Source organism: Pseudotabrizicola sp. (assembly GCF_030656345.1).
Lineage (GTDB): Bacteria > Pseudomonadota > Alphaproteobacteria > Rhodobacterales > Rhodobacteraceae > Pseudotabrizicola.
Map to the genome: position 1 here is coordinate 20405 of NZ_JAUSNR010000010.1, position 23726 is coordinate 44130.

A 23726-nucleotide genomic window follows, 5' to 3' on the forward strand; every position below is an offset into this window, starting at 1 on the left:
GACGTGATACCGGATTGCCGCCACCACCCCAAGCGGCACAACAGGGAAAATTGCGACATCCCCGCCGATTGCTGTCGCAGACCAGTGTCGCAGCCCCGTGTCGCAGATCAGCCTGCGGCCAATTCGCGCCTTTTGTCCGGGGCACTGACAGCTTACATGGGAAGGAACTGGAAAAAGAGGGCTTGTGATGGAGGTGTGGGGATTCTGGGCAGCGGCGGCCATTCTGGTGGCGGGCATTGTGGCCACGCTGTTGCGTGCCATGGTCAGCGCCCGGGCCGAGACACGCGGCGCGCGCGACTTTGACCTTGCCGTCTACCGCGACCAGTTGACCGAGATCGAGCGTGATATCGCGCGCGGCACCATCCCCGCCGAGGAAGGCACCCGCCTGCGCACAGAGATTCAGCGCCGCCTGCTGGACGCCGACCGCACAGCGCGCAAAACTGCCCCCGCCACTGAGACCCGCGCCGGCACCGCCGTTGTGGCGGGTCTGATCGCGGTGGCGATGGCGGCAGGGGTCTACGGCTACTGGCAGCTGGGGGCACCCGGTTACCCCGACATGCCGCTGCAGGCCCGCTTTGCCCTGTCCGAAGAGTTGCGCACCAACCGTCCCACGCAGGCCGAGGCCGAGGCACAGATCCCGATCTCACCGCCGCGCAGCGATATCGACCCGTCCTACCTTGAGCTGATGACAAAGCTGCGTCAGGCCGTGCAGGACCGCCCCGATGATCAGCGCGGGCTGGAACTGCTGGCCCGGAACGAGGCTGCAATGGGCAATCTGACCGCCGCCAAGGACGCACAGGCCGCCCTGCTCGCGCTCAGGGGGAATGCGGCCACCGCCGAAGATCACGCCGCCCTTGCCGAGCTGATGATCATGTCGGCGGGTGGCTATGTCTCGCCTGAGGCCGAACAGGTGCTTGCCCGGTCGCTGGCGCTTGATCCGGCCAATGGCACCGCGCGCTATTACACCGGCACCATGTTCGCCCAGATCGGGCGGTTTGACCGCACCTTCATTTTATGGCGCCGCCTGCTGGAACAAAGCCCGCCCGATGCGCCATGGGTGGCACCGCTGCGCGCCCAGTTGCCGGACGTGGCAGACCGCGCAGGCGTGCGCTACACCCTGCCGCCCGCCGCAACCGCCCCCGGCCCCACCGGTGCCGACATCGCCGCCGCGGCAGAGATGACCGCGCAGGACCGTCAGGCGATGATCGAAGGCATGGTCGACCAATTGGGCGCGCGGCTTGCACAAGATGGCGGCCCGGCCGAAGATTGGGCGCGGCTGATCACATCGCTTGCGCAGATTGGCCGCACCGAACAGGCGCGCGAAATCTATGCCGAGGCGCAGACCCGCTTTGCCGGGCGCACGGTGGAACTGTCCGGCCTGCGTCAGGCCGCGGTCGAGGCCGGGGTCGGCGAATGATCTTGCCTGATATCGCCGCCTTCATCCCCACCCTGCCCCGGTCCGGCGGCATCGCGGGCCTTGATCTGGGGGACAAGACCATCGGCGTCGCCCTGTCCGACCTGCGCCGGTCGGTCGCGACCCCCGTAGAGGTGATCCGGCGCGAGAAATTCACGCTCGACGCCACCCGCCTGCTGGCGCTGCTGACCGCGCGCGGCGCCGTTGGCATCATCCTTGGCCTGCCGCTGAACATGGACGGATCGGAAGGCCCCCGCGTGCAATCCACCCGCGCCTTTGCCCGCAATCTGGAAAAGCTGACCGCCCTGCCGATCACCTTCTGGGATGAGCGTCTGTCCACCGTCGCCGCCGAACGCGCGCTGATAGAGGCGGATACGTCGCGCAAAGGTCGCAAAGAGGTGATCGACAAGGTCGCCGCCAGCTATATCCTGCAAGGGGCGCTGGACCGGATGACGTATATGGCAAGGCTGGACGAACAGTGACGGATGAGATCTGGAAACGCGATGAAATCGCCTCGCCTTGCGTAAAGCTCTGCGTCATCCACCCCGAGGCGCGGCTGTGCGTCGGCTGCCTGCGCAGCATTGACGAGATCACCATGTGGTCGCGCATGTCGCCCGACGCGCGCGATGCGATCATGGCAGAGCTGCCCGCCCGCGCGCCGCAAATTGCCAGACGCCGGGGTGGCCGCGCGGCCCGGCTGCAGGGCTGACCGCAGCGGCCCTGTCAGCCCTTTTCGGCCTTTTTTTCCCATTTGCCGGACTCTTCCGACCAGTATTGCGCCGGCAATCCGGCATCGGTCAGCTGTTTCCACTGGCCCCGCGCCTGTGACAGCCGGTCCGGATTGCGGCCATCAAACAGCACCCAGACCCGTTCCAGCCCCAAAGCCTCTGCCGCCTCAACCTCGGCCCCGTCGATCAGCAGCAGCCCTTTGGCGCCATTGGTGACCGGGCCAGTGCCCAGCAGCACCGGCTGGCGGGCGTCATGCGGCCCGCCCTCCATCCCGTGCGGCAAAAAGCTGTCTTCGGGGGTTGACCACAGCCTTGCGTCCAGCCGCTTCAGTTCGGCCCCATCGGTGCCCCGGATCATCAGCCGCCAGCCCTGCGCAAGTGCGCGCGCCAGCAGCACCCGCGCGGTCTGTTCCGCCGTGGAGCCGGTCAGCTGATAGAACATCACGACGCCCATGGCGGGTTACTTGCCCTCAAACCTGTCGCGGATCAGCCGGTCCAGCGCCATCACGCCCCAGCCGGTGGCACCCTTCGGTGCAAGCGTGCTGTCAGCCTTCAAAAGCGCCGTGCCCGCAATATCCAGATGGCACCACGGCACATCGGGCTTCACAAACCGCGCCAGAAACTGCGCCGCGGTGATCGCGCCGCCATCGCGGCCGCCGACGTTCATCATATCGGCAATGCGCGATTTCAGCTTGGCATCATAAGCCTCCCCCATCGGCAGGCGCCATGCGCCTTCGCCTTCCGCCTTGGCCGCCGCAAGGAAGGCATCGCACAACCCGTCATCATTCGAAAACACGCCCGTATTCTCATGCCCCAAGGCAACGATCACCGCCCCGGTCAGGGTGGCAAGGTCGATCATGCCCGTCGGCTTGAACCGCTCCTGCGCGTACCAAAGCACATCGGCCAGCACCAACCGCCCTTCGGCATCGGTGTTGATCACCTCGATCGTGTCGCCCTTCATTGACCGCACCACATCGCCGGGACGTTGCGCGCGGCCATCGGGCATGTTTTCCACCAGCCCGACCAGCCCCACCACATTGGCCTTTGCCTTGCGCAGGGCCAGCGTGCGCATCACACCCGCCACCACACCGGCGCCGCCCATGTCCATCGTCATATCCTCCATCCCGCCCGCAGGCTTGATGGAAATGCCGCCCGTGTCGAACACCACGCCCTTGCCGACCAGCGCGAACGGGGCCTCACCTTTCGGCCCGCCGTTCCACTGCATGACCACAACCTTCGAGGGGGTTTCCGACCCCATGCCAACCCCCAGCAGCGCGCCCATGCCAAGGGCGTGCAGGGCGTCTTCCTCCAGAATCTCGACCTCCAGCCCCAGCTCGTGCATGGCGGCCAGACGGGCGGCGAAATCATCTGTGGTCAGCACATTGGCGGGTTCGTTCACCAGATCGCGGGTGAAGAACACGCCTTCGGCCACCGCAGCCCCGGCATTGGCCGCCGCCGCCACCTGCTCGGGTGCAGCTACCATCACCGTCACCTGCCCCATCACCTTGGCCGGGCTGGTCTTGTGCGGGGTGAAATCATAGGCCCGCAGCGCCAGACCAAAGGCGATATCCGCCGCCCGTGGGTGGTTTTCCGCGCATACCAGCGTTTCCACCGCCGACAGGCCGCGCCCCACCGCCGCCCCGGCCTTACGCGCCTGTTCCTGCGTCGCCTTGCGCGGCAGGCGCAAAATCTGCACCGACTCTGCCACCAGCCCCGTCGGAAAGCCCAGATCCAGCGACTCGCCCGGTTTCAGCTTGTCAAACGCCTCCGACCCCACAGCCCGCGTCACAGCCCCGCGTGTCAGCTTGTCCAGCTTGCGTGCAAGCGCAGGCAGCGCCGCCCCGGCATCGGCCAGAACCGCAATCCGCCCCGGTTGGGTGGCAAGACGTTCGGCATCACTTTCGCAAAACTTGATCGGCACAGGTTGGGTCATTGTCGTCCTCGGGCATGTGGCGGGCGCATCGGCACCATTGGCGGCAAAGGCTAGCCCGCCCCCCCGGCAATGACCAGAGACCAGTTGCCCCAGTTACCGGTTTTCAACGCCGCGCAATTGGCCTAGTTTGCCGCCATTAAGGGTGAGGGAGCGACACAGGCCGTGCCAAGATTTGACAGATACCTGCTGTCGCAACTTCTTGCGCTGTTCGGCTTCTTTTCGCTGTTGCTGGTGTCTGTCTACTGGGTCAACCGCGCGGTGGGCCTGTTTGACCAGCTGATCGGTGACGGGCAGTCGGCGCTGGTGTTTGTGGAATTTTCCTTGCTGACCCTGCCCAATGTCATCCGCCTTGTGCTGCCGATTTCCACCTTTGTGGCGGCGGTCTACGTCGCCAACCGGCTGATGGGCGACTCGGAACTGGTGGTGATGCAGGCGACCGGGTTTTCCTCGTTCCGGCTGGCGCGTCCTGTCATTATGTTCGGCCTTGTGGTCATGCTGATGATGTCAGTGCTGACCCATGTTCTGGTGCCCGTCAGCCGCGCCGTGCTGGCCGAACGCAGCGCCGAGATTGCCGATAACGTCACTGCCCGCTTTCTGCGCAGCGGCCAGTTTCTGCATCCGGCCACCGGGCTGACGCTGTATATCCGCGACATCACCGACACCGGAGAGCTGCGCGATATCTTCCTGTCGGATGACCGCGATCCGGGCACCACGCTGACCTATACCGCACGCCGCGCCCTGCTGGCCCGCAGTGATGAGGGGCCAAAGCTGCTGATGTTTGACGGGATGACGCAGGATCTGGACCGCGCCAGCCGCCGCCTGTCGGTCACCCGCTTTGCCGATGTGACCTATGATCTGGGCGGTCTGCTGGGCGATGGCCGTCAGGGCACCCGCAGCATTGACGAGGCGTCTACGCTGGAACTTCTGCGCTCGGACGCCGCGCTGGTGGCCGAGCTTGGCTCGCCCCGCGCCAATCTGCTGCAGGAAGGTCACAGCCGCATTGCGCAGCCGTTTCTGGCGGTCGGCGCAGCGCTGATCGGCTTTGGCGCGCTGCTGTTGGGCGCGTTCAGCCGCTTTGGCCTGTGGCGGCAGATCGGGGTGGCGGTGGTGCTGCTGATCGTGGTGCAGATGATCAACACCCAAGGCACCGGGCTGGCAATCCGGTCCGAGGCTGCATGGCCCGCCGTCTACGCCGCCCCCCTCGCGGGCATCGGCATCGGCGTGCTGCTGCTCTGGATGTCGCAACGCCCGCGCTGGCTCAGCCGTGAGCAGCGGGCCGGCATCGCATTGGAAGGCACGGGCGCATGATCCTGTCACGTTATATCGCCGCGCGGTTTCTCTGGGCCTACGCGCAGGTGCTTGGCAGCTTCTGGGCGATCATGATGCTGATCGACATGGTCGAACAGCTGCGCCGGTTTTCCTCGCGCGGGATCAGCACGGCGGGGGCGCTGCATCTGGCGGCGATGAACACCCCGGCCAGCCTGTACCGCATTCTGCCGCTGATCATCATTCTGGCCGCGATCACGCTGTTTCTGTCGCTGGCGCGGTCGTCGGAACTGGTGGTGATCCGCGCGGCGGGGCGCTCAGCGCTGCGGTTTCTGGTGGCGCCGGTGCTGATGGCGCTGCTGATCGGCGGGCTGACGATTGCGGTGTTCAACCCGCTCGTGGCGGCCACGCAAAAGGAATATGACCGGCTGTGGGCGGCGGCAGCAGACGGGGCGCAAAGCACACTGTCGCTGGCCGACAGCGGGCTGTGGCTGCGCCAGGGCACCGATGACGGCCAGACCGTGATCCGCGCCGTGCGCTCCAACGTCGACGGGACCGAGCTTTACGGCGTCACCTTTCTGCGCTTTGGCGCCGATGGGCTGCCCGATGAGCGGATAGAGGCCGACAGCGCCCGCCTGATCCCCGGGGCGTGGGCATTGACGGGGGCCAAGCGTTGGGACATGTCAGGCGCAAACCCTGAACGAGAGGCGACGCTTCTGTCCCCCGATGCCACCCTTGCCTCGAACCTGACCGCAGCCCGCATCCGCGACAGCTTCGGCGACCCCTCGGCGGTGCCGTTCTGGGGCCTGCCCGCCTATATCGCGGGGCTTGAACGCGCGGGGTTTTCGGCCCGTGCGCACAGGGTCTGGTATCAGATGGAACTGGCGCAGCCGCTGCTGCTGGCGGCGATGGTGCTGATCGCGGCGGGCTTTACCATGCGCCATGCCCGTGCTGGCAAGACCGGCATGTATGTGCTGCTGGCAATCCTGGGCGGGTTTTTCATCTTCTTTCTGCGGAATTTCGCGCAGGTGCTGGGCAACAACGGGCAGATCCCGATCCTGTTGTCAGCCTGGGCCGCCCCGGTTGCCGCCATCCTTCTGGCCCTGGGCCTGCTGTTGCATCTGGAGGAAGGCTGATGCGGGGATTTTACCCTCCGGGCCGCCCCATGCGCCATCTGCTGACCGCCGTGGCCTGCGTGGCCCTGCTGTCGCTGGTCCCGGCACGCAGCACCTCGGCGCAGGATATGGCCGCGCTGGTGGCCAATTCGGTGCGCATCGACGCGGGCGGCCAGCTGATCGCCGAAGGCGGGGTCGAGGTGTTTTATCAGGGCCGCACCCTCAGCGCCGCCCGCATCGTCTATGACCGCGCCGGCGACCGGCTGACCATCACCGGCCCCATCGTGCTGGTGGACGGGGCCAACACCATTCTGGTCGCCAATCAGGCCGACCTTGCCGCCGACCTGACCGAAGGGGTGCTGACCAGTGCCCGGCTGGTGCTGAACCGCGAATTGCAGCTGGCCGCCAACCAGATCCAGCGCGTCGGCGGGCGCTACACCCAGCTGGACAACGCCGTCGCCTCGTCGTGCAAGATCTGCAGCACCGCGCCGCCTTTGTGGGAAATCCGCGCGCGCCGGGTGGTGCATGACCAACAGGAACGCCAGATCTATTTCGACCACGCGCAGTTTCGCGTCTCGGGCGTGCCGGTGGTGTATTTCCCGCGCCTGCGGATGCCGGACCCGACGCTGGAGCGTACATCGGGCGTGCTGGCCCCCAGCATCCGCACCACATCCGGTCTGGGCACCGGCATCAAGGTGCCCTACTTCGTCACCCTCGGGCCGCACCGCGACCTGACGATCACGCCCTATCTGTCGACCAAATCGGGCCGCACTGTGGAGTTGCGCTACCGGCAGGCCTTTGCGACCGGCGATATCGAACTGAACGGTGCCCTGTCGCGCGATGAGCTGGTCGCGGGCGAAACCCGGCATTACCTGCGCGCCATCGGCGCATTCACCCTGCCGCGCGATTTCCGGCTGACCTTCGACGGCATCCTGGTCAGCGATCCGGCTTATCTGCTGGATTACGGCCTGCCCGCCGCCGACCGCCTGACCAGCCGGATCGAGGTCAGCCGCACAAGGCGCAATGAACACATCTCGGGGCGGCTGATCGGCATCCGCTCGATCCGCGCGGGTGAGGTGAATTCCACCCTGCCCACCATCATCACCGATCTGACCTGGCACCGCCGCTTTTCCGGCGGTCCGCTGGGCGGCGAGGCCGGGCTGCGGCTGCAGACCCACGGCCATTACCGCAGCTCGACCGATTCCACCGACCCCGATGGCGCGGCAGGCCCGCTGCCATCCTTCGGGCGCGATGTCACCCGCGCGTCCTTGCGGCTGGACTGGCGGCGCAACTGGGAGCTTCCCGTCGGCATCATGGCCAGCACGCTGGGCGAGGTGACCGCCGACGGCTACCGCATCGGCAATGACGACAGCTTTGGCGGCAGGCCGTCGCGGCTGCACGGCGGCATGGCGGTGGAGCTGCGCTGGCCATGGGCCAAATCCGGGACGAACGGCGTGGGCCATGTGATCGAGCCGGTGATGCAACTGGTCTGGGCCCCAAAGGGCACTGAGGCGCTGCCGAATGAAGATTCCGTGCTGGTCGAATTTGACGAGGCCAACCTGTTTTCCATCAACCGCTACCCCGGGTCAGACGCGACCGAGCGCGGCGGGCGGCTGAATCTTGGCGTCACCTATACCCGCGTCGATCCGGCGGGCTGGACCCTGTCAACCGCGCTTGGCCGGGTATTCCGCACGGAAGATCTGGGCCAGTTCACCGCAGCGTCGGGACTTGATGGCCGCCGGTCCGACTGGCTGGCTGCGGCGCATCTGACCCTGCCGATGGGCATGGGCATCAGCCAGCGTCTGCTGATCAGTGATGACCTGACCATGACCAAATCCGAAACCCGGCTGGCCCTGACCGGCGAGCGCTACGGCCTGTCCGGATCATACGTCTTTCTCTCCGCCGATCCGGTCGAGGAACGGCCCGCCGATATTGCCGAGCTGGCCTTCGACGGCAGCTACAAACTCAACCCGGTCTGGACCGCCCGCGCCGGGGCCCGCTATGACATCGAAGCCAGCCGCGCCAACCGGGCCGGGCTGGGGGTTCAGTTCCGCAACGAATGCGTTTCGGTCGATCTTTCTCTCTCGCGTCGGTTCACATCCTCGACTAGTGTGAAACCGACAACGGATTTCGGCCTTTCGGTCGATCTGGTCGGCTTTGGGGCCGGAACCGGGGCCGGCCCGTCGCGCAGTTGCAGACGCTGACGCGGGCACGGCAAGGATCAGTCCCGCAAGGCAGACCCATCGGACGCAAGACGCAGAAAGGCGCAAGAGCAGTGACGGCAGACCTCATGACCAGACCCCTCTCCTCCCTCCTCCGGGCGCTTTGCCTGTCGGCAGCCCTGACCGCCCCGCTGATCGTCCTGCCGCACAGCGCAGCCGCGCAGGCCGGATCGCCGTTTGAAGCGGTGATGCGCATCAATGACTCGGTGATCACCCGGTATGAGCTGGAACAGCGCAAGCTGTTTCTGAAACTGCTGCGCGTCCCCGGCGACCCGCAGGCCGAAGCGATGAAGGGCCTGATGCAGGACCGTCTGGCCATTGCCGAGGCCAAGCGATTCAACCTGCGGCTGACGCCTGCGCAGACCGCCGCCGGGATGGAAGAATTCGCCGGCCGCGCCAACCTGTCCACGGAAGAGTTCATTCAGGCTCTGGCGCAGGCCGGGGTCGAGCAGGAAACCTTCCGCGATTTCGCAGGCAACGGCATTTTGTGGCGCGAGTTGGTGCGTGGCCGCTATGTCGGGTCTTTCACCATCAGCGATGCGGAAATCGACCGCGCCATCGCCAACGGCACCGTGAACACCGCGATGCAGCTTTTGCTGTCCGAAATCATCCTGCCGGTCGAAGGCGACCCCGAGGCGCAGCAGGCCCTTGCGCGCCAGCTGCGGGCGGACATCACCACCGAAAGCGGCTTTGCCGCCGCGGCTCAACGCTATTCCGCCTCGCCCTCTGCCGGGCGCGGCGGGCGGCTGGACTGGACGCCGACATCGGAACTGCCGCCGCAGATTGTGGAACTGGTGCTGGCGCTCGGCCCCGGTCAGGTGTCTGAACCTGTCACGCTGCCCAATGCGGTTGCCGTGTTCCAGCTGCGCGACGTGACCGAAGACCGCACCGCAACCGCCCCGGCGGTGCAACTGGAATACGCCCAATTCCTGCTGCCCAACACGCCCGATGTGCTGGCACAGGCCGCAGCGCTGCATGCCCGGATCGACGGCTGCGCCGATCTTTATACCGAAGCGCGTGGCCTGCCCGCAGACCAGCTGACGGTAGAAACCCGGGTTGCATCCGCAGTGCCTGCCGATGTGGCCCTGCAACTGGCACAGCTGGACCCGGGCGAATATTCCACCGCCATCACCCGGGGGGGTGCCCGCGTGTTCCTGATGCTGTGCAGCCGCGCCCCCGTGGTCGAAGGCGAAATCAACCGCGCGGCGATCCGCGAACAGCTGATCTCGCGCCGCCTGACCCTGCTGGCCGAAGCGTATCTCGAAGAGCTGCGCTCGGAAGCCATCATCACCACGCCGTGACCCAGGCCCCGCTTGTCATGACCTGTGGCGAGCCGGCCGGGATTGGCCCGGAACTGGCGGTGCGCGCCCGCGCAGTTCTGGGCGCGGCCGTGCCCTTCGTCTGGCTGGGCGACCCGCGCCACCTGCCGCCGGGCACCGACTGGATCGCGGTCGATACCCCACAAGCCGCCGCCAACGTGCCCGAAGGGCGGCTGGCGGTGCTGACCCACCGCTTTGCCGCCCGCGTCACCCCGGGCCAGCCCGAACCCGCCAATGCGGCAGGCGTGATCGAGGTGATCGCCCGCGCCGTCGCCCTTGTGCAGTCCGGCGCGGCCTCGGCCATCGTCACGGCCCCCCTGCACAAAAAGGTGCTGAAAGACGGCGCCGGTTTCGCCTTTCCCGGCCATACCGAATACCTGTCGCATCTGGCGGGCGATGTGCCGGTGGTGATGATGCTGGCCTCGCCCCTGCTGCGGGTGGTGCCCGCCACCATCCACATCCCGCTGGCAGCTGTGCCCGCCGCCCTGACGCCCGCGCTGCTGGAACAGGTGATCCGTCTGACACATGCCGGGCTGATCCGCGATTTCGGCATCCCGGTGCCGCGCATCGCGGTCGCGGGCCTGAACCCCCATGCGGGTGAAGGTGGCGCGATGGGGCATGAGGATGCATCGGTGATCGCCCCCGTGATCGCCCGCCTGCAGGCCGAGGGGATGGCGCTGACCGGCCCCCTGCCCGCCGACACCATGTTCCACCCGCGCGCGCGCGCACAGTATGACGCCGCCGTCTGCACCTATCACGATCAGGCGCTGATCCCGATCAAGACGCTGGATTTCGACGGCGGGGTGAATGTGACGCTGGGCCTGCCTTTTGTGCGGACATCGCCCGACCATGGCACCGGGTTCGACATTGCGGGCAAGGGGGTGGCCTTGCCCGATTCACTGGTTGCGGCGTGTCGGATGGCATGGGACATGGCAGCGGCGCGCTTTGCGTAAGTGTCGGACTGGGGCTCTGCCCCAGACCCCGGGATATTTATGAACAGATGATAAGATAGGGTGCGCGGATATGGCGACGATTGATGGATTGCCGCCGCTGCGCGAGGTGATCCGGGCGCATGATCTGGTGGCGAAAAAGCAGCTGGGGCAGAACTTCCTGCTCGACCTGAACCTGACCGCCAAGATCGCCCGGCTGGCGGGGGATCTGTCGGGGTGTGATGTGCTGGAGGTCGGCCCCGGCCCGGGCGGGCTGACGCGCGGGCTGCTGGCAGAAGGTGCGCGCCGGGTGTTGGTAGTGGAAAAAGACCCACGCTGCGTGCCCGCGCTGGAAGAAATTGCGGCAACCTATCCGGGGCGGCTGGAGATTGTGCAGGGCGACGCGCTGGAGATTGATGTGGCGGCGCGGCTGAATGCCCCGATCCGCATCGTGTCAAACCTGCCCTATAACGTCGGGACGGAACTGCTGATCCGCTGGCTGTCGCCCGGCGTCTGGCCGCCGTTCTGGACCTCGCTCACGCTGATGTTCCAGAAAGAGGTGGCCGAACGCATCGTGGCAAAGCCCCGCAGCGACCATTACGGGCGCCTTGCCCTGCTGACGCAATGGCGGGCGGAGCCCAGAATCGTCATGCACCTGCCGCCCGAGGCCTTTACCCCCGCGCCACGGGTGCATTCGGCGGTGGTGCATCTGACCCGGCTGGATCAGCCCCGGTTCCCGGCGGATGCGGCGGTGCTGAGCCGCGTCACCGCCATGGCCTTCAACCAGCGCCGCAAGATGCTGCGGTCCAGCCTGAAGGGCCTTGGCGGCGATGTCGAGGCATTGCTGGAAGGGGTGGGCATCAAGCCCACGCAGCGCGCCGAAGAGATCGGGCTGGAGCAGTTCTGCGCCCTGGCGCGGGCCGTGGCGGCGCGCTGAGGCGCAGGGCCGTCGCAGCACCTGTGGCATAAAGAAACGCCGCCCCGAAGGGCGGCGGATCTGGGATCTTATTCAGCAGCCTCGCGCGGGCCGCCTTCTTTGGACCCTTTGTCATCGGCTGGCTTGTCGCTGGCCTCCCCTGCCTCTTTCGGCTTTCGGGGCGCGCGCGGACGGCGGACCTTTGCCTCGCCTTCCGGTTTTGCCTCTGGCGTCGGGGCGGGCGTTGCGGCTTCTGGCTGACGGGCCTCTGGTTGGCGGGCCTCTGGTTGACGGGCCTCTGGCTGCGGCGCGTCGGCTTTTGCCGGGGCGGGTTGTGCTGCGGTCTCGGCCTGTGCTGCGGGCCGATCCTCGGAACCGCGCTCGGCACTGCGGTCAGGGCGCGGCGGGCGCGGGCCACGGGTGTTGCGGTTCGGGTTGTCTTCGCGGGTGCGGTTACGCTCACCCTCGGGGCGGTCATTGCGGCGCGGGCGATCTTCGCGGCGTGCGGCGTCGGTTGCCGGACGCGCCTCGGGCGTTTCGACCAGACCGCTGGCGTCGCCGCGCGGATCGTCGATCAGAGCGCTGTCGGGCTGATCGCCCTGCCCGGCATCGGTCACCCGGTCATCGCGCCAGTTGCGGGTGTTGCCGCCATCGCGATTGCTGTTGTCACGGTTGCCATCACGGTTGCCACCGTCACGGTTGCCACCGTCGCGGTTGCCCCCGTCACGATAGCCATCACGGTGTCCGCCATCGCGGTTGCCCGCATAGCTGCCTTGGGCATTGCCTTGCGGGTTGCCGTTCTGGCCACCGGCATAAGTGCCGTTGTTGTTGCCATTCTGGCCACCACTCTGCTGGCCGCCGCTTGGCCCGAACTGCTGCTGGCGCTGTTCCTGCTCAGCGGCCATCTCGCGCTGTGCCTCGCCCAGCATGCGGGTGTAATGCTCGGCGTGCTGCAGGAAATTCTCTGCCGCCACACGGTCATTCGACAGCTGGGCATCGCGCGCCAGCATCTGATATTTCTCGATGATCTGCTGCGGGGTGCCACGCACCTTGCCTTCGGGGCCCGAGCTTTCGAACACCCGGTTGATGATATTGCCGAGCGTGCGCGGGCGGTTCTGCTTGGAACGCGAACGGGACTTGGAAGAGCGCATCTTGTCCTTTGATCCGACTGTCCGACTTGCCCGGATATGAAGCACCCGGATGGCGCGATCCCTGAAAAGGGTCTAACAGGCAAGGTCGGGTTTAAGCACCGTCTGAACGGGGGCCGCAAGGCCCGCCGCGCTTTGACAGCGCCTGATATTGAATAATCATGGCACAGCGCGCCTGACAAGCCGATTCTGCGTCAATTTCACAGGATCGGCGGTTCTGTGTTGTTTTTTCCCTGCGACAAGCGGGGCGGCAAAACGCTTCAGGCAGCCGCGTCAGGCAGGGGCTACCGCCGCCACCACCCGGTCGCGCCCGTCCAGATCGGGCAGCACCCGCACCTGATCCAGACCGGCATCGCGCAGCATCTGCGCCACCGGCACGCCTTGCGTCGGCCCAATTTCCAGCAACAGCCGCCCCGCCGGGGCCAGATGCGCCGCCACACCGGCAGCAATGGCGCGGTAGGCGTCCAGCCCGTCGCCGCCGGGGGTCAGCGCCAGATGGGGTTCAAACAGACGCACCTCGGGCGACAGACCGGCCAATTCGGCCTGCGTGATATAGGGCGGATTTGACACGATCAGGTCAAAGTGCCCGTCCACCGGACCAAACCATGAGCCTTGCGCGAAACGGCAGCGCCCGGCCAGCCCCAGCGCATCGGCATTGCGCTGCGCCACCGTCAGTGCCGCCGCCGACAGATCGACGCCCAGACCTTCTGCCGCGTCGCGTTCCGCCAGCAGCGACAGCGCAATCGCCCCCGATCCGGTGCCCAGATCCAGCACCCGGGCAAAGGGCGCAGCGAGGGCCTCGGCCACCAGTGTTTCGGTCTCGGGGCGCGGGTCCAGCACATCGGGCGTCACGATGAACCGTCGGCCCCAGAACAGCCGCCCGCCCACCAGATGCGAGACCGGCTCGCGCGCGGCGCGGCGCGCGATCAGCGTGGCGAAACCTGCAAGCGTGGCCTCGGATGCCGCCTCCTGCAGATGCAGGGTCAGCCGGTCGGGCAAGATGCCTGCCGCATGGGCCAAGAGCACCCGCGCATCCCCCGCCGCATCGGGCACACCGGCCGCGCGTAGATCGCGCACCGCCTGCACCAGCGCGGCAGACAGCGTGGTCACAGGCTGGGTGGTCACAGTCCGGCCTCGGCCAGTTTCTGCGCCTGATCTTCGGATTGCAGCGCGTCGATTATGGCGTCCAGATCCCCCGCCATCACCTGGGCCAGTGAATAGAGCGTCAGGTTGATGCGGTGATCGGTCATCCGGCCTTGCGGGAAGTTATAGGTGCGGATGCGTTCAGACCTGTCGCCGGACCCCACCTGCGCCTTGCGGTCGGCGGAACGGGCGGCATCAATTCGCTCGCGTTCCAGATCGAACAGCCGGGCGCGCAGCACCTGCATCGCAATCTCGCGGTTGCGGTGCTGCGACTTTTCGGAACTGGTGACGATGATGCCGGTCGGCAGATGGGTGATGCGCACCGCGGAATCGGTGGTGTTCACGTGCTGGCCCCCGGCACCCGACGCGCGCATGGTATCAAGGCGGATGTCGCTGGCCGGGATGTCCAGATCGACCTCTTCCGCTTCGGGCAGCACCGCCACGGTGGCGGCAGAGGTGTGGATACGGCCCTGCGCCTCGGTTTCCGGCACGCGCTGCACGCGGTGGGTGCCGGCTTCATACTTCAGGCGGGCGAACACGCCTTCGCCCTTGACATGTGCCGTCACCGATTTGATGCCGCCAAGGTCAGAAAGCTGCTGCTCCAGAATGTCAAAGCTCCAGCCCTTTGCCTCGGCATAGCGCTGATACATCCTGAGCAGGTCGCCTGCGAACAACGATGCCTCATCCCCGCCGGTACCGGGGCGGATTTCCAGAATGGCAGGCCGCGCATCGGCGGCATCACGCGGCAGCAGTGCCACCCGCAGCGCCTGTTCAATCTGCGGAATGCGGGCGCGCAGACGGGGCAGCTCTTCCTCGGCCAGGGCTTTCATTTCGGGGTCGGCCAGCCAGCCCTCAGCCTCGGCCATATCATCCAGCCCCCGGCGATAGGCGGCGATCTGGTCGACCACGGGTTTCAGCTCGGAATATTCGCGGCTCAGCCCCGCAATATCGCCGGGGGCTGCCCCGGCATTCAGCTTCGCTTCGAGAAACTCGAACCGCTGGGTGATCTGGGCAAGCTTGTCAAACGGAACCATCCGCGCGGTGTCGCCCGATTGCGCGGGCGGGTCAAGAGCGGGCAACGGCAGCCCGGCGGCGCGCCGCAAAAAACCGAAAGCCCCAAGGGAACCGGCACGACAGTCGCGCGTTTCATACCGCACCGTTCCGGCTTCCGGCGCGGATTCTGGGGGAAGCGGTCACGATGACGCCTGTCAACTATCAAGCGGTGCACAAGTTCCCCATCACCCCCGGGCCTGACATTGACCGCCGCCCGCCGCCGTGGCCGCTGGTGGGTCTGTTCCTGCTGGCGATGATCGCGGCCATCGCGTTTGCCCGCGATTTCCTGATGCCGATCACCTTTTCGATCCTGCTGTTCTTTGTCTTCGTGCCGGTCCGCCGCCGCCTCACCCGCTTTGGCGTGCCCCCCGGCATTACGGCGGCCGCCATCGTGCTGTCTCTCTTGCTCAGCATCGTGGCGCTTGTCTGGTCGGTTTCCGGCCCCGCCGGCCAGCTGATCGCCGACATGCCCGAGATCCAGTCCGCGCTCAGCGAAAAGCTGCAGCGCCTTCGCGGCACCTTCGAGACGATCGACACCGCCATGACCCAGATCGAGGCCGAAGCCACCGCCCCCGAATCCGACCCCACTGCCGGCATCGACGTGGCCTCGGCCATTCTGGACGGGCTTTACACCACGCCCGGTGTGCTGGGCCAGATCGCGCTGACGCTGTTCTTGCTGTTCTTTCTGATCGCCTCGGGCGATCTGATCTATCTGAAAATCGTGCAAAGCTTTGATTCGATGCGTGAAAAGCGCAACGCCTATTCCGCCCTGCGCGAGATAGAGGAAAGTCTGGGCAGTTATCTTGGGGCCATCACCCTGATCAACGCCTGCCTTGGCATTGCCATCGGTCTGGCGATGTGGGCGCTTGGCATGCCGTCGCCGCTGCTGTTCGGTCTGGTGGCCTTTGCCCTGAACTTCATTCCCTATCTGGGGGCAATCACCGGGGTTGGCATCGCGCTGCTGGTCGCATTGGTCACGTTTACCGATGTGTTCTGGCCGGTGATGGTGGCCCTGACCTATCTGACCCTGACCACGCTGGAAGGCCAGCTGATCACCCCCTATTTCGTCGCCCGCCGTTTGCAGATGAATGCAGTGGTGGTGTTCCTGACCGTGGCGCTCTGGGCCTGGCTGTGGTCGGTGATCGGGATGATCATCGCCGTGCCGCTGCTGGTGGTGATTTCGGTAATCTGCGATCATGTGCCGGGGCTGGAGAAACTGGGCAACTTTCTTGCCGGCGACGATCCCGTTCCGCTGGCCGAGGAAGAGCCGGAGCCCAAGGCAGGGCTGACATCCGACCCGACCTGAGCGGCGACACTACCCCAGTCTGGCAGCCTGACGGGCCACGCTGGCCACGTCCAGGCTCAGGTCTGCCTGATCCTCGATCTGGTCCAGATCAACCCAGCGCGCATCCAGCGCATCATCCGCCGCAACCGGCTCGCCCTGCTGCCACCGGCACAGCACCGCGATCAACACGAAATGCTGCCGCACTGTGCCATCTTCGGCCAGATCATAGGCATCCACCGCCGCAAAAACCCGCTCGGCAAGCGCTGTGACCCCGGTTTCCTCGCGCAGTTCACGCGCGGCTGCGGCCAGCAGAGTCTCGCCGAAATCAACCTTGCCGCCGGGAAAGCCCCAAAACCCGGCATCCGGCGGATTGGCGCGCTGCACCAGCAGCACCTGCGCCGCACGGATGACAACCGCGAGAACGGCAGGGACAGGATGCAGCGGGGGCGGCGACAAAGGCAGGGGCATGTGTGCGCTATGTTCCAAAACGAGGGCCACCTTACCCCTGCACAAGGTGCAGTTTGTAGCCCACATGCGACGCCTCAAACCCCAGCGCATCGTAGAACCGGTGCGCATCGGGCCGGGTCTTGTCGGTCGTCAGTTGCACCAGAGTGCAACCCTCCGCCCGGCAGGTCGCAATGGCCCAGTCAAACATCGCCCGGCCCACGCCTTTGCTGCGCTGGTCACCCGCCACCCGTACCGCCTCGATCATCCCCCGTTTCGCACCGCCCCGCGAAAGACCTGGAATGAAGCTCAGCTGCAGGGTGCCGACCACCTGCCCGTCCTCCTCGGCCACGCACAGAAACTGATTGCGGTCGGCCTCAATCTGCTCAAACGCGCGCTGATAGGCGGTCAGATCGCGCGACGCATCTTCGCGCTGCCGCCCAAGATCATCATCCGCCAGCAGGCCGACAATGGTTGCCAGATCGCCCGCGCGGGCCTTTCGGAAAATCAGTGCCATATCCGCCCCCTCACATCGCCGCCAGCCAGGCCCGCAGCCGGTCGGCGTTCACCCCCATATCCTCACGCCCAAAGCGCAGGCGGGCGTGGATGTACAGCCCATCCTCGCGCGCCTCCGCCGTAGTGTAATCGGGAAAGCCCCACAGGGCGGACCGGGTGACGTAAGTGATCCGCCCCTCTGCCACCGACCCGGCCAGCCGCCGGGTGCGGGGCGTCGCCAGTGCCATATCGTCCAGCCGCGCCAGCAGATCAACCGGCGCAGCCTTCGCGGCGGACAGCCGCAGCCGCGCCGCCCCGGTTTCCGACAAGACCGCATCCCACGGGGCCTTGGCCCAGCCCGCCCCATCCTGCGCCACATGCCAGCGGGCCGGATCATCCGGGGCCAGCCGCACAAAAGCCATCAGCCCCAGCACGGCCACGATCAGAGCGGCAAAGATCAGACCCATCATACGCATACCTTATGTCACCTGCGGAATTTCGCCCAGTGGTACAGGCAAATCAGCTCATGCGCCACATGCGCCCCGGCAATCGCGGTGGCCCCTGTGGTGTCATAGGCGGGCGACACCTCGACAATATCGCCCCCCACCATGTTGATCCCCGCCAGATCGCGCAGACACGCCGCCGCCTGCCAGCTGTGCAACCCGCCCCAGACCGGGGTGCCGGTGCCGGGGGCCACCGACGGGTCCAGACAATCAATGTCAAAGGTCACGTAAACCGGCCGGTCACCCACAATCGCTTTTGCCCGCGCCACCGCTTGCGCCGTTCCCTGCTCGTGCACGGTGCGGGCGTCGATGTAGTCGACCCCCAGATAATCGTCGCAATGGGTGCGGATGCCGATCTGCACGCTGGCCGTGGGGTCGATCACCCCCGATTTCACCGCCTTGTAGAAAAACGTGCCATGGTCGATCCGGTCCATGTCGTCATCGGCCCACAGATCGGAATGCGCATCGAAATGGATCACCGCCATCGGGCCATACTTCTCGGCATAGGCACGCAGGATTGGCAAAGTGATGAAATGATCGCCCCCCAGCGTGACCGTGCCCACATCGGCCGCCAGAATGGTGCGGATGTGGGCGGTCAAAAGCCCCGGAAAGCTGGGCGTATGGGCGTAATCAAACGCCAGATCGCCATAGTCTATGATCGCCATCTCTTCCAGCGGGCTGGTGGGCCAGCCATAAGGCGGATCGAACGGCTGCAACGCAGACGCCTCGCGGATCGCGCGCGGGCCGAACCGGGTGCCGGTGCGGTGCGTCACCGCCTGATCGAACGGCACGCCGGTGATCGCCAGATCCACCCCGGTCAGATCCTTGGTATAGGTCCGGCGCAGAAAACTGGTCGCGCCGGCAAAGGCATTTTCAAACGCCAACCCCTTCAACCCCTTGCGGGTAAAAGCCCCGTCGACATCTTTTTTCGCATCTTCCAAAGCCATATCGAAACTCCCGTTTGTCAAACGGTCGTCATTCTGTCCCTCGGAGACGCGCCAGATCCGGTTGACCGGAATTGGCCAGAGCGGCACGCGGCTGTCAAGCACCCTCGCCCGGCTCAGGCCACGTCTGGGTTTGGTCTCAGCTCAGGCCAGACTGTTCCGACCGGAACCGGCACTGGCCGCCCGCGCCTTGCTGCGCCCGCCCTCGGTCGGCAGTTCGTTGCCTGCCTGTGGCACGGGCGGCGCGCCTGCCGGTCGTTTGTCCCGGATATAGATGATCGTGCCCGTCGGCGTCGCGCCCGCCTGTTCCGGCAGCTGCGCGCTCGGGTCGGTCACGCACCGCTGATACAGCTGGCGTGCCCAATCTTCGGCCATCACCGTTTCGATCTCTTGCAGGTGATGCGCACGGGCCTGCTGCGTCAAAGCCGCCAGCTTGCCCCCGGTCAGCTGATCCATCTGCTGCATCGCCGCCTTCAGCCTTGGTGCCAGTGCGGCCAGCCGGAGATCTTCAGACCCGTTCCGGTTGCGGCCCCGCCAATAGCGGTGATCAATTTTGCGGTTGGCCTGATGCGCGCTGCCCTTGGCGCTTTTCAGGATAAAGCTCGATGCGTCCCGCACGATATAATGATTGACCTGCGCAAACCGCTGCAATCCGGGGTCCGAGCATTGAAAATTCCGGGTGATGAACGCGTCGGGCGACAGACCTGATCCGTTGACAATGCGCAGATCATCCGGCCCTGTCTCAAGCGCGCGCGGCACATGCACACCGGGGCGCGCGTAAGCGGCGCGCCGGAACAGCGCTTTGAAGGCCTCTACCCGTTTCGCCATATCCGCGCCGGTTTCACAGCGCGTGAATGTTTCGGTCAGCAGGCCACCCTGCGGCGTGACAAACCCCGAATTGCCGAATTTGCGCCAGTTGATATAGGCGCAGTCAAACGCGGGCATCGCTTTCAAAAGCGCGGGTAAAGTGCCATCCCCGGCGTGAATCACCAGAAACTCATCCAGATCCAGCGCCATGACCCAATCAGCGGCCAGGTAGCCGGGCTGCCGGGTCGCGCGGGTATAGGCCCGGACCTGATGACAGCCCCGCGGGGCGCGGTTGTATTTATACGTCACCAGATTATGACGCGCCAATTCAGCCAGAATTTCATGTGTGCCATCGGTCGAGTCATTCTGAAAAATGATGATATCATGAAACCCGATCATCCGGTGATAGGCGACCCATTCCCACAAATAAGGACCTTCATCCTTTACGGTCGCAACCAGCGCGAATGTGCCTGCCCCGTCAGCGGGCACTGATGCCCCTTCCCGCAATTCCGCCATATGACCCTCGCATCCTCAATGCAGCGCCCTGTTTTCCGATCCATGCTGCACGCATGTCACGGACCAGAACGCCATTTTAAAGATAGGATAGGGGTCGGGACTCGGACGGATCAATCAAAAACGGGCCGACCGCCCGACCGGACCGCCGGAATGCCCCTTGCCCTGCGACACATAAGTCACAGGACAAAAGTCGGGAAACCCCGGCATCCAAAACCTGACAGGTTGATTTCAAACAAGATCACCCGCTGCAGCAGAGGGAGAAACCCTATGCCAGCGGTTGCGCCCGTTCGACCAGCCGGGCAAAGAAGCTGGCCCCGATGGGCGCTGCCTCGTCATTGAAATCGTAAGCCGAGTGGTGCAGCCCTGCCCCCGGCCCGATCCCCATGAACAGATAGGCCCCGGGCCGGGCCTCCAGCATATAGCTGAAATCTTCCGACCCCATCTCGCGGTTGGCCCGCGCATTCACTGCCGCCTCACCCGACACCTCTGCCGCCACAGCCGCAGCGAAATCGGCCTCTTCGGGGTGGTTGACGGTGGCCGGATAGCCCCAGTCATAATCGACCCCGGCCTCTACATTGAACGCCGCCGCATGGCCCGCCACAATCTCGTGCACCCGGCGTTTCAGCAGCTCGCGCACCTCTGGCCGGAACGCCCGGATCGTGGCGCAGAAGGTGGCCACCTCGGGGATGATGTTCGATGCCGTCCCGGCATGAATCTGCGTGACCGAGATCACCGCCTCATCCATTGCGTACACATTGCGCGGGATGATGGTCTGCATCGCCTGCACCATGGCCACCACCGCGACCACCGGGTCGATGCATTCATGCGGCGTCGCCCCATGCCCGCCCTTGCCGGTCACCGTGACCCAGGCGGTATCGACCGACGCCATCAGCGGCCCCGGCGTGGTCTGGAAATGCCCCAGCGCCAGATTGGGCGCATTGTGGATGCCGAAGATGCGGGCGATGTCGAAACGGTCCATCACCCCTTCCTGCACCATCACATTGCCGCCGCCGCCCTCTTCCTCGGCGGGCTGGAACAGGATCGCGACGCGTCCGGCAAAATTCCGGGTCTCGGCCAGATATTTCGCTGCCCCCAGCGCCATCGTCACATGCCCGTCATGTCCGCAGGCATGCATCCGCCCCGCAATGGTCGAGGCATAGTCGGCGCCGGTAATCTCCTGAATCGCCAGCGCATCCATATCGGCGCGCAACCCGATGGTCGGCCCCGCGCCCTGCCCGTTGATGATCGCCACCACCCCGGTTTGCGCGATGCCCTCATGAATCTCATCCACCCCCATCTCGCGCAGACGCGCCACGATGAAGGCGGCGGTGGTGTGGCAGTCGAACGCCAGCTCGGGATTCGCATGCAGGTGCCGACGCCAGCCCTTCATTTCTTCGGCAAAAGCCGCGATACGGTTCAGGACGGGCATGGGTCTTCTCCTATGGACTTCGGCCTTTGATCAAATCGGAAAACACTGGTGCCCGCAATGCCCCTCCCCTCAGATGACCTGATCCATAACCCCGATGGCGGCTTGCCGCGCCTGCGCGCGATCATGGCCTGCTTACGCGACCCCGCCACCGGCTGCCCCTGGGATCTGGAACAGGATTTCGCCTCCATCGCGCCCTATACCATCGAAGAGGCGTATGAGGTCGCCGATGCCATTGAACGGCAGGCATGGGATGATCTGCGCGGCGAACTGGGCGATCTGCTGTTCCAGTCGGTGTTCCATGCGCAGATGGCTGAAGAGGCCGGGTATTTCGACCTGAATGACGTGATCCGCAGCATTTCCGACAAGATGGTCGCCCGTCACCCGCATGTCTTCGGCAGCGAATCGCGCGATAAATCCGCCGACCAACAGACCGCCGACTGGGAAGCGCTGAAAGCGCAGGAACGTGGGAAAGCCCGCGCGCTCGACGGTGTGGCGCTTGGCCTGCCCGCGCTGATGCGGGCGGTGAAGCTGCAAAAGCGCGCCGCCCGCGTCGGGTTCGACTGGCCATCGACCGATCAGGTGGTCGCCAAGATCGCCGAGGAAGCGGCCGAACTGGTCGAGGCCCGCGACACCCTGACGCAAGCCGAGGTGACCGAGGAATTCGGTGACCTGCTGTTCGTCATGGCCAACCTCGCCCGGCACCTGCATGTCGACCCCGAAGCCGCCCTGCGCGCCGCCAATGCCAAGTTTACCCGCCGTTTCCAGCGGATCGAGGATTGGCTGGCCGAGGATGGCCGCACGCCGGACCAGTCCGGTCTGGCAGAAATGGATGCCCTGTGGGACCGCGCCAAGGCTGAGGAAAAGGCCGGCAAGGCGCAGCAGGGGTAACCAAAGTTTTTCACTCAACTATTGACCGAAGCGATTTTGTCGGGTTTATGGGCTGCATAATTTCCGACCAAAGGACTCAACCATGACTTTCCGTCTTTCCCTTGCAGCCCTTGCCCTTGGCTCTGTCGCGATGCCCGCGCTGGCCGATGAGATCAACATCTATTCCCACCGCCAGCCCGAGCTGATCCAACCGATCATCGACGCCTTTACGGCCGAAACCGGCATCACGGTGAACATCGCCTTTGTCGACAAAGGCATGTCGGAACGTCTGGTGGCTGAAGGCGACCGCTCGCCCGCCGATCTGGTGCTGACCGTCGACATCGCCCGTCTGACGCAGGTGGTCGATGCCGGTGTGACCCAAGCTGTCGACTCCGAGGTGCTGGCCGCCAACATCCCGGCAGAGCTGCGCGACGAGGCCAACCACTGGTTCGGCGTCACCACCCGCGCCCGCATCATCTATGCCAGCAAAGACCGCGTGGCCGAGGGCGAAGTGACCACCTATGAAGATCTGGCCGATCCGAAATGGGCCGACCGTATCTGCATCCGCTCGGGCACCAACGACTATAACGTCGCCCTGACCGCCGCCGTCATCGCCCACCATGGCGAAGAAGCTGCGAAAACCTGGCTGGAAGGCGTCAAAGCCAACCTCGCCCGCAAACCCGATGGCGGTGACCGCGATCAGGTCAAGGCGATTGCGGCAGGCGAATGTGACATCGCCGTCGGCAACACCTACTACATCGGTCAGATGATGGCCGACCCGGAACAGCGCCCGGCAGCCGAAGCGGTGAATATCGTGTTCCCGACCTTCACGGATGGCGGCACCCATGTGAACGTCTCGGGCGTGGCGCTGACCAAAGCCGCACCGAACAAGGAAAATGCCATCAAGTTCATGGAATGGCTGACCGAAGACACCGCACAGAAGATCTATGCCGAAACCAACTACGAATTCCCGGTCAAGGCGGGCGTCGAGCGGTCGGAACTGGTGGCAAGCTGGGGTGAGTTCACCGCAGACACCAAGCCGCTGACCGAAGTCGCCAAGCTGCGCCCGGCCGCGCTGAAGCTGATCGAAGAAGTGAACTTCGACGGGTAATTCCCTGTTCGGGCAGGAGAAAGGCCCCGGAGCGATCCGGGGCCTTTTGTCATTGCAGCACCTCGACGCACAGAACCGTGGGCAGGTGGTCTTGCCAGCTTTCGCCGCCGTCGCGCGACCGGCAGCCCCCCTTGGTGCC

General features: G+C 65.6%; 22 protein-coding genes and 1 pseudogene. 12 read left to right on the plus strand and 11 right to left on the minus strand.

The genetic code is table 11. The features are described 5' to 3' along the window. Window positions 1-187 precede the first annotated feature (187 nt). Genes ccmI through Q7J44_RS03785 form a run of 3 tightly spaced genes read left to right on the plus strand, consistent with a single transcriptional unit; the run spans window position 188 to window position 2123 of the window. Window positions 188-1417 (plus strand): c-type cytochrome biogenesis protein CcmI, encoded by a 1230-nt coding sequence (gene ccmI, locus Q7J44_RS03775; protein ID WP_304877116.1) that lies wholly within the window; start codon window positions 188-190, stop codon window positions 1415-1417. Continuing rightward, window positions 1414-1896 (plus strand): Holliday junction resolvase RuvX, encoded by a 483-nt coding sequence (gene ruvX, locus Q7J44_RS03780; RefSeq protein ID WP_304877118.1) that lies wholly within the window; start codon window positions 1414-1416, stop codon window positions 1894-1896. The genes ccmI and ruvX overlap by 4 nt, the downstream gene beginning before the upstream one ends. After that, the gene (locus tag Q7J44_RS03785) at window positions 1893-2123 is read left to right on the plus strand and encodes a DUF1289 domain-containing protein (RefSeq protein WP_304877120.1); all 231 of its coding nucleotides are present in this window, start codon (window positions 1893-1895) and stop codon (window positions 2121-2123) included. Before ruvX ends, Q7J44_RS03785 begins: the two co-directional genes overlap by 4 nt. 14 nt (window positions 2124-2137) lie before the next feature. On the opposite strand, the gene Q7J44_RS03790 is transcribed toward Q7J44_RS03785, so the two are convergent. After that, window positions 2138-2596, minus strand: a complete 459-nt coding sequence (locus Q7J44_RS03790; RefSeq protein ID WP_304877121.1) for a DNA polymerase III subunit chi — start codon at window positions 2594-2596, stop codon at window positions 2138-2140. Window positions 2597-2602: 6 nt separating this feature from the next. Next, window positions 2603-4075, minus strand: a complete 1473-nt coding sequence (locus tag Q7J44_RS03795; RefSeq protein WP_304877123.1) for a leucyl aminopeptidase — start codon at window positions 4073-4075, stop codon at window positions 2603-2605. Between the two features lie 162 nt (window positions 4076-4237). Between Q7J44_RS03795 and lptF the strand changes: the two genes are divergently transcribed. From lptF to rsmA, 6 genes are all read left to right on the plus strand, one after another. Continuing rightward, window positions 4238-5383 (plus strand): LPS export ABC transporter permease LptF, encoded by a 1146-nt coding sequence (gene lptF / locus Q7J44_RS03800; RefSeq protein WP_304877125.1) that lies wholly within the window; start codon window positions 4238-4240, stop codon window positions 5381-5383. Beyond that, window positions 5380-6477, plus strand: a complete 1098-nt coding sequence (lptG, locus tag Q7J44_RS03805) for an LPS export ABC transporter permease LptG (RefSeq protein WP_304877127.1) — start codon at window positions 5380-5382, stop codon at window positions 6475-6477. Before lptF ends, lptG begins: the two co-directional genes overlap by 4 nt. Before the next feature lie 29 nt (window positions 6478-6506). Beyond that, the gene (locus Q7J44_RS03810; protein ID WP_304877129.1) at window positions 6507-8660 is read left to right on the plus strand and encodes an LPS-assembly protein LptD; all 2154 of its coding nucleotides are present in this window, start codon (window positions 6507-6509) and stop codon (window positions 8658-8660) included. A gap of 86 nt (window positions 8661-8746) precedes the next feature. Further along, window positions 8747-9979, plus strand: a complete 1233-nt coding sequence (locus Q7J44_RS03815; RefSeq protein ID WP_304877132.1) for a peptidylprolyl isomerase — start codon at window positions 8747-8749, stop codon at window positions 9977-9979. After that, window positions 9976-10950, plus strand: a complete 975-nt coding sequence (gene pdxA / locus Q7J44_RS03820) for a 4-hydroxythreonine-4-phosphate dehydrogenase PdxA (protein ID WP_304877133.1) — start codon at window positions 9976-9978, stop codon at window positions 10948-10950. The genes Q7J44_RS03815 and pdxA overlap by 4 nt, the downstream gene beginning before the upstream one ends. A gap of 70 nt (window positions 10951-11020) precedes the next feature. After that, entirely contained in the window at window positions 11021-11863 is an 843-nt protein-coding gene (gene rsmA, locus Q7J44_RS03825; RefSeq protein WP_304877135.1) for a 16S rRNA (adenine(1518)-N(6)/adenine(1519)-N(6))-dimethyltransferase RsmA, read from the plus strand. A gap of 874 nt (window positions 11864-12737) precedes the next feature. On the opposite strand, the pseudogene Q7J44_RS03830 reads toward rsmA, so the two are convergent. The 3 genes and pseudogenes from Q7J44_RS03830 to prfA form a co-directional block, all read right to left on the minus strand. Next, window positions 12738-12993: pseudogene (locus Q7J44_RS03830) on the minus strand (DUF4167 domain-containing protein); the annotation flags it as partial. Window positions 12994-13263: 270 nt separating this feature from the next. Continuing rightward, the gene (gene prmC / locus Q7J44_RS03835) at window positions 13264-14115 is read right to left on the minus strand and encodes a peptide chain release factor N(5)-glutamine methyltransferase (RefSeq protein ID WP_304877137.1); all 852 of its coding nucleotides are present in this window, start codon (window positions 14113-14115) and stop codon (window positions 13264-13266) included. After that, window positions 14112-15167 (minus strand): peptide chain release factor 1, encoded by a 1056-nt coding sequence (gene prfA / locus Q7J44_RS03840; protein WP_304878013.1) that lies wholly within the window; start codon window positions 15165-15167, stop codon window positions 14112-14114. The genes prmC and prfA overlap by 4 nt, the downstream gene beginning before the upstream one ends. 164 nt (window positions 15168-15331) lie before the next feature. Between prfA and Q7J44_RS03845 the strand changes: the two genes are divergently transcribed. After that, window positions 15332-16492, plus strand: a complete 1161-nt coding sequence (locus Q7J44_RS03845) for an AI-2E family transporter (RefSeq protein ID WP_304877139.1) — start codon at window positions 15332-15334, stop codon at window positions 16490-16492. A gap of 9 nt (window positions 16493-16501) precedes the next feature. On the opposite strand, the gene Q7J44_RS03850 is transcribed toward Q7J44_RS03845, so the two are convergent. The 6 genes from Q7J44_RS03850 to Q7J44_RS03875 form a co-directional block, all read right to left on the minus strand. Next, window positions 16502-16939 carry an NUDIX hydrolase gene (locus Q7J44_RS03850; protein ID WP_304877141.1) on the minus strand — a complete coding sequence of 146 codons (438 nt, stop codon included), beginning with the start codon at window positions 16937-16939 and terminating at the stop codon, window positions 16502-16504. 31 nt (window positions 16940-16970) lie between these two features. Then, window positions 16971-17432 (minus strand): GNAT family N-acetyltransferase, encoded by a 462-nt coding sequence (locus Q7J44_RS03855; protein WP_304877144.1) that lies wholly within the window; start codon window positions 17430-17432, stop codon window positions 16971-16973. 10 nt (window positions 17433-17442) lie between these two features. Next, window positions 17443-17886, minus strand: a complete 444-nt coding sequence (locus tag Q7J44_RS03860) for a DUF1499 domain-containing protein (protein WP_304877146.1) — start codon at window positions 17884-17886, stop codon at window positions 17443-17445. Window positions 17887-17894: 8 nt separating this feature from the next. Beyond that, on the minus strand, window positions 17895-18860 hold the full coding sequence (speB, locus tag Q7J44_RS03865; protein WP_304877148.1) for an agmatinase: 966 nt from the start codon (window positions 18858-18860) through the stop codon (window positions 17895-17897). 141 nt (window positions 18861-19001) lie between these two features. Beyond that, window positions 19002-20153: a glycosyltransferase family 2 protein gene (locus Q7J44_RS03870; RefSeq protein ID WP_304877150.1), complete on the minus strand. Its 1152-nt coding sequence runs from the start codon at window positions 20151-20153 to the stop codon at window positions 19002-19004. Window positions 20154-20445: 292 nt separating this feature from the next. After that, window positions 20446-21609, minus strand: a complete 1164-nt coding sequence (locus Q7J44_RS03875; RefSeq protein WP_304877152.1) for an amidohydrolase — start codon at window positions 21607-21609, stop codon at window positions 20446-20448. A gap of 57 nt (window positions 21610-21666) precedes the next feature. Between Q7J44_RS03875 and mazG the strand changes: the two genes are divergently transcribed. Further along, on the plus strand, window positions 21667-22497 hold the full coding sequence (mazG, locus tag Q7J44_RS03880; RefSeq protein ID WP_304877155.1) for a nucleoside triphosphate pyrophosphohydrolase: 831 nt from the start codon (window positions 21667-21669) through the stop codon (window positions 22495-22497). 82 nt (window positions 22498-22579) lie between these two features. Then, on the plus strand, window positions 22580-23587 hold the full coding sequence (locus Q7J44_RS03885; RefSeq protein ID WP_304877157.1) for a Fe(3+) ABC transporter substrate-binding protein: 1008 nt from the start codon (window positions 22580-22582) through the stop codon (window positions 23585-23587). Window positions 23588-23726: the final 139 nt, after the last annotated feature.

Excerpts from the sequence above, each read along its gene's own strand:
- ccmI (WP_304877116.1), top strand. The coding sequence starts at position 188 with ATGGAGGTGTGGGGATTCTGGGCAGCGGCGGCCATTCTGGTGGCGGGC.
- ruvX (WP_304877118.1), top strand. The coding sequence starts at position 1,414 with ATGATCTTGCCTGATATCGCCGCCTTCATCCCCACCCTGCCCCGGTCC.
- Q7J44_RS03790 (WP_304877121.1), bottom strand. The coding sequence starts at position 2,596 with ATGGGCGTCGTGATGTTCTATCAGCTGACCGGCTCCACGGCGGAACAG.
- Q7J44_RS03795 (WP_304877123.1), bottom strand. The coding sequence starts at position 4,075 with ATGACCCAACCTGTGCCGATCAAGTTTTGCGAAAGTGATGCCGAACGT.
- lptG (WP_304877127.1), top strand. The coding sequence starts at position 5,380 with ATGATCCTGTCACGTTATATCGCCGCGCGGTTTCTCTGGGCCTACGCG.
- Q7J44_RS03810 (WP_304877129.1), top strand. The coding sequence starts at position 6,507 with ATGCGCCATCTGCTGACCGCCGTGGCCTGCGTGGCCCTGCTGTCGCTG.
- Q7J44_RS03815 (WP_304877132.1), top strand. The coding sequence starts at position 8,747 with ATGACCAGACCCCTCTCCTCCCTCCTCCGGGCGCTTTGCCTGTCGGCA.
- rsmA (WP_304877135.1), top strand. The coding sequence starts at position 11,021 with ATGGCGACGATTGATGGATTGCCGCCGCTGCGCGAGGTGATCCGGGCG.
- prfA (WP_304878013.1), bottom strand. The coding sequence starts at position 15,167 with ATGGTTCCGTTTGACAAGCTTGCCCAGATCACCCAGCGGTTCGAGTTT.
- Q7J44_RS03845 (WP_304877139.1), top strand. The coding sequence starts at position 15,332 with ATGACGCCTGTCAACTATCAAGCGGTGCACAAGTTCCCCATCACCCCC.
- Q7J44_RS03850 (WP_304877141.1), bottom strand. The coding sequence starts at position 16,939 with ATGCCCCTGCCTTTGTCGCCGCCCCCGCTGCATCCTGTCCCTGCCGTT.
- Q7J44_RS03855 (WP_304877144.1), bottom strand. The coding sequence starts at position 17,432 with ATGGCACTGATTTTCCGAAAGGCCCGCGCGGGCGATCTGGCAACCATT.
- Q7J44_RS03860 (WP_304877146.1), bottom strand. The coding sequence starts at position 17,886 with ATGCGTATGATGGGTCTGATCTTTGCCGCTCTGATCGTGGCCGTGCTG.
- speB (WP_304877148.1), bottom strand. The coding sequence starts at position 18,860 with ATGGCTTTGGAAGATGCGAAAAAAGATGTCGACGGGGCTTTTACCCGC.
- Q7J44_RS03875 (WP_304877152.1), bottom strand. The coding sequence starts at position 21,609 with ATGCCCGTCCTGAACCGTATCGCGGCTTTTGCCGAAGAAATGAAGGGC.
- mazG (WP_304877155.1), top strand. The coding sequence starts at position 21,667 with ATGCCCCTCCCCTCAGATGACCTGATCCATAACCCCGATGGCGGCTTG.
- Q7J44_RS03885 (WP_304877157.1), top strand. The coding sequence starts at position 22,580 with ATGACTTTCCGTCTTTCCCTTGCAGCCCTTGCCCTTGGCTCTGTCGCG.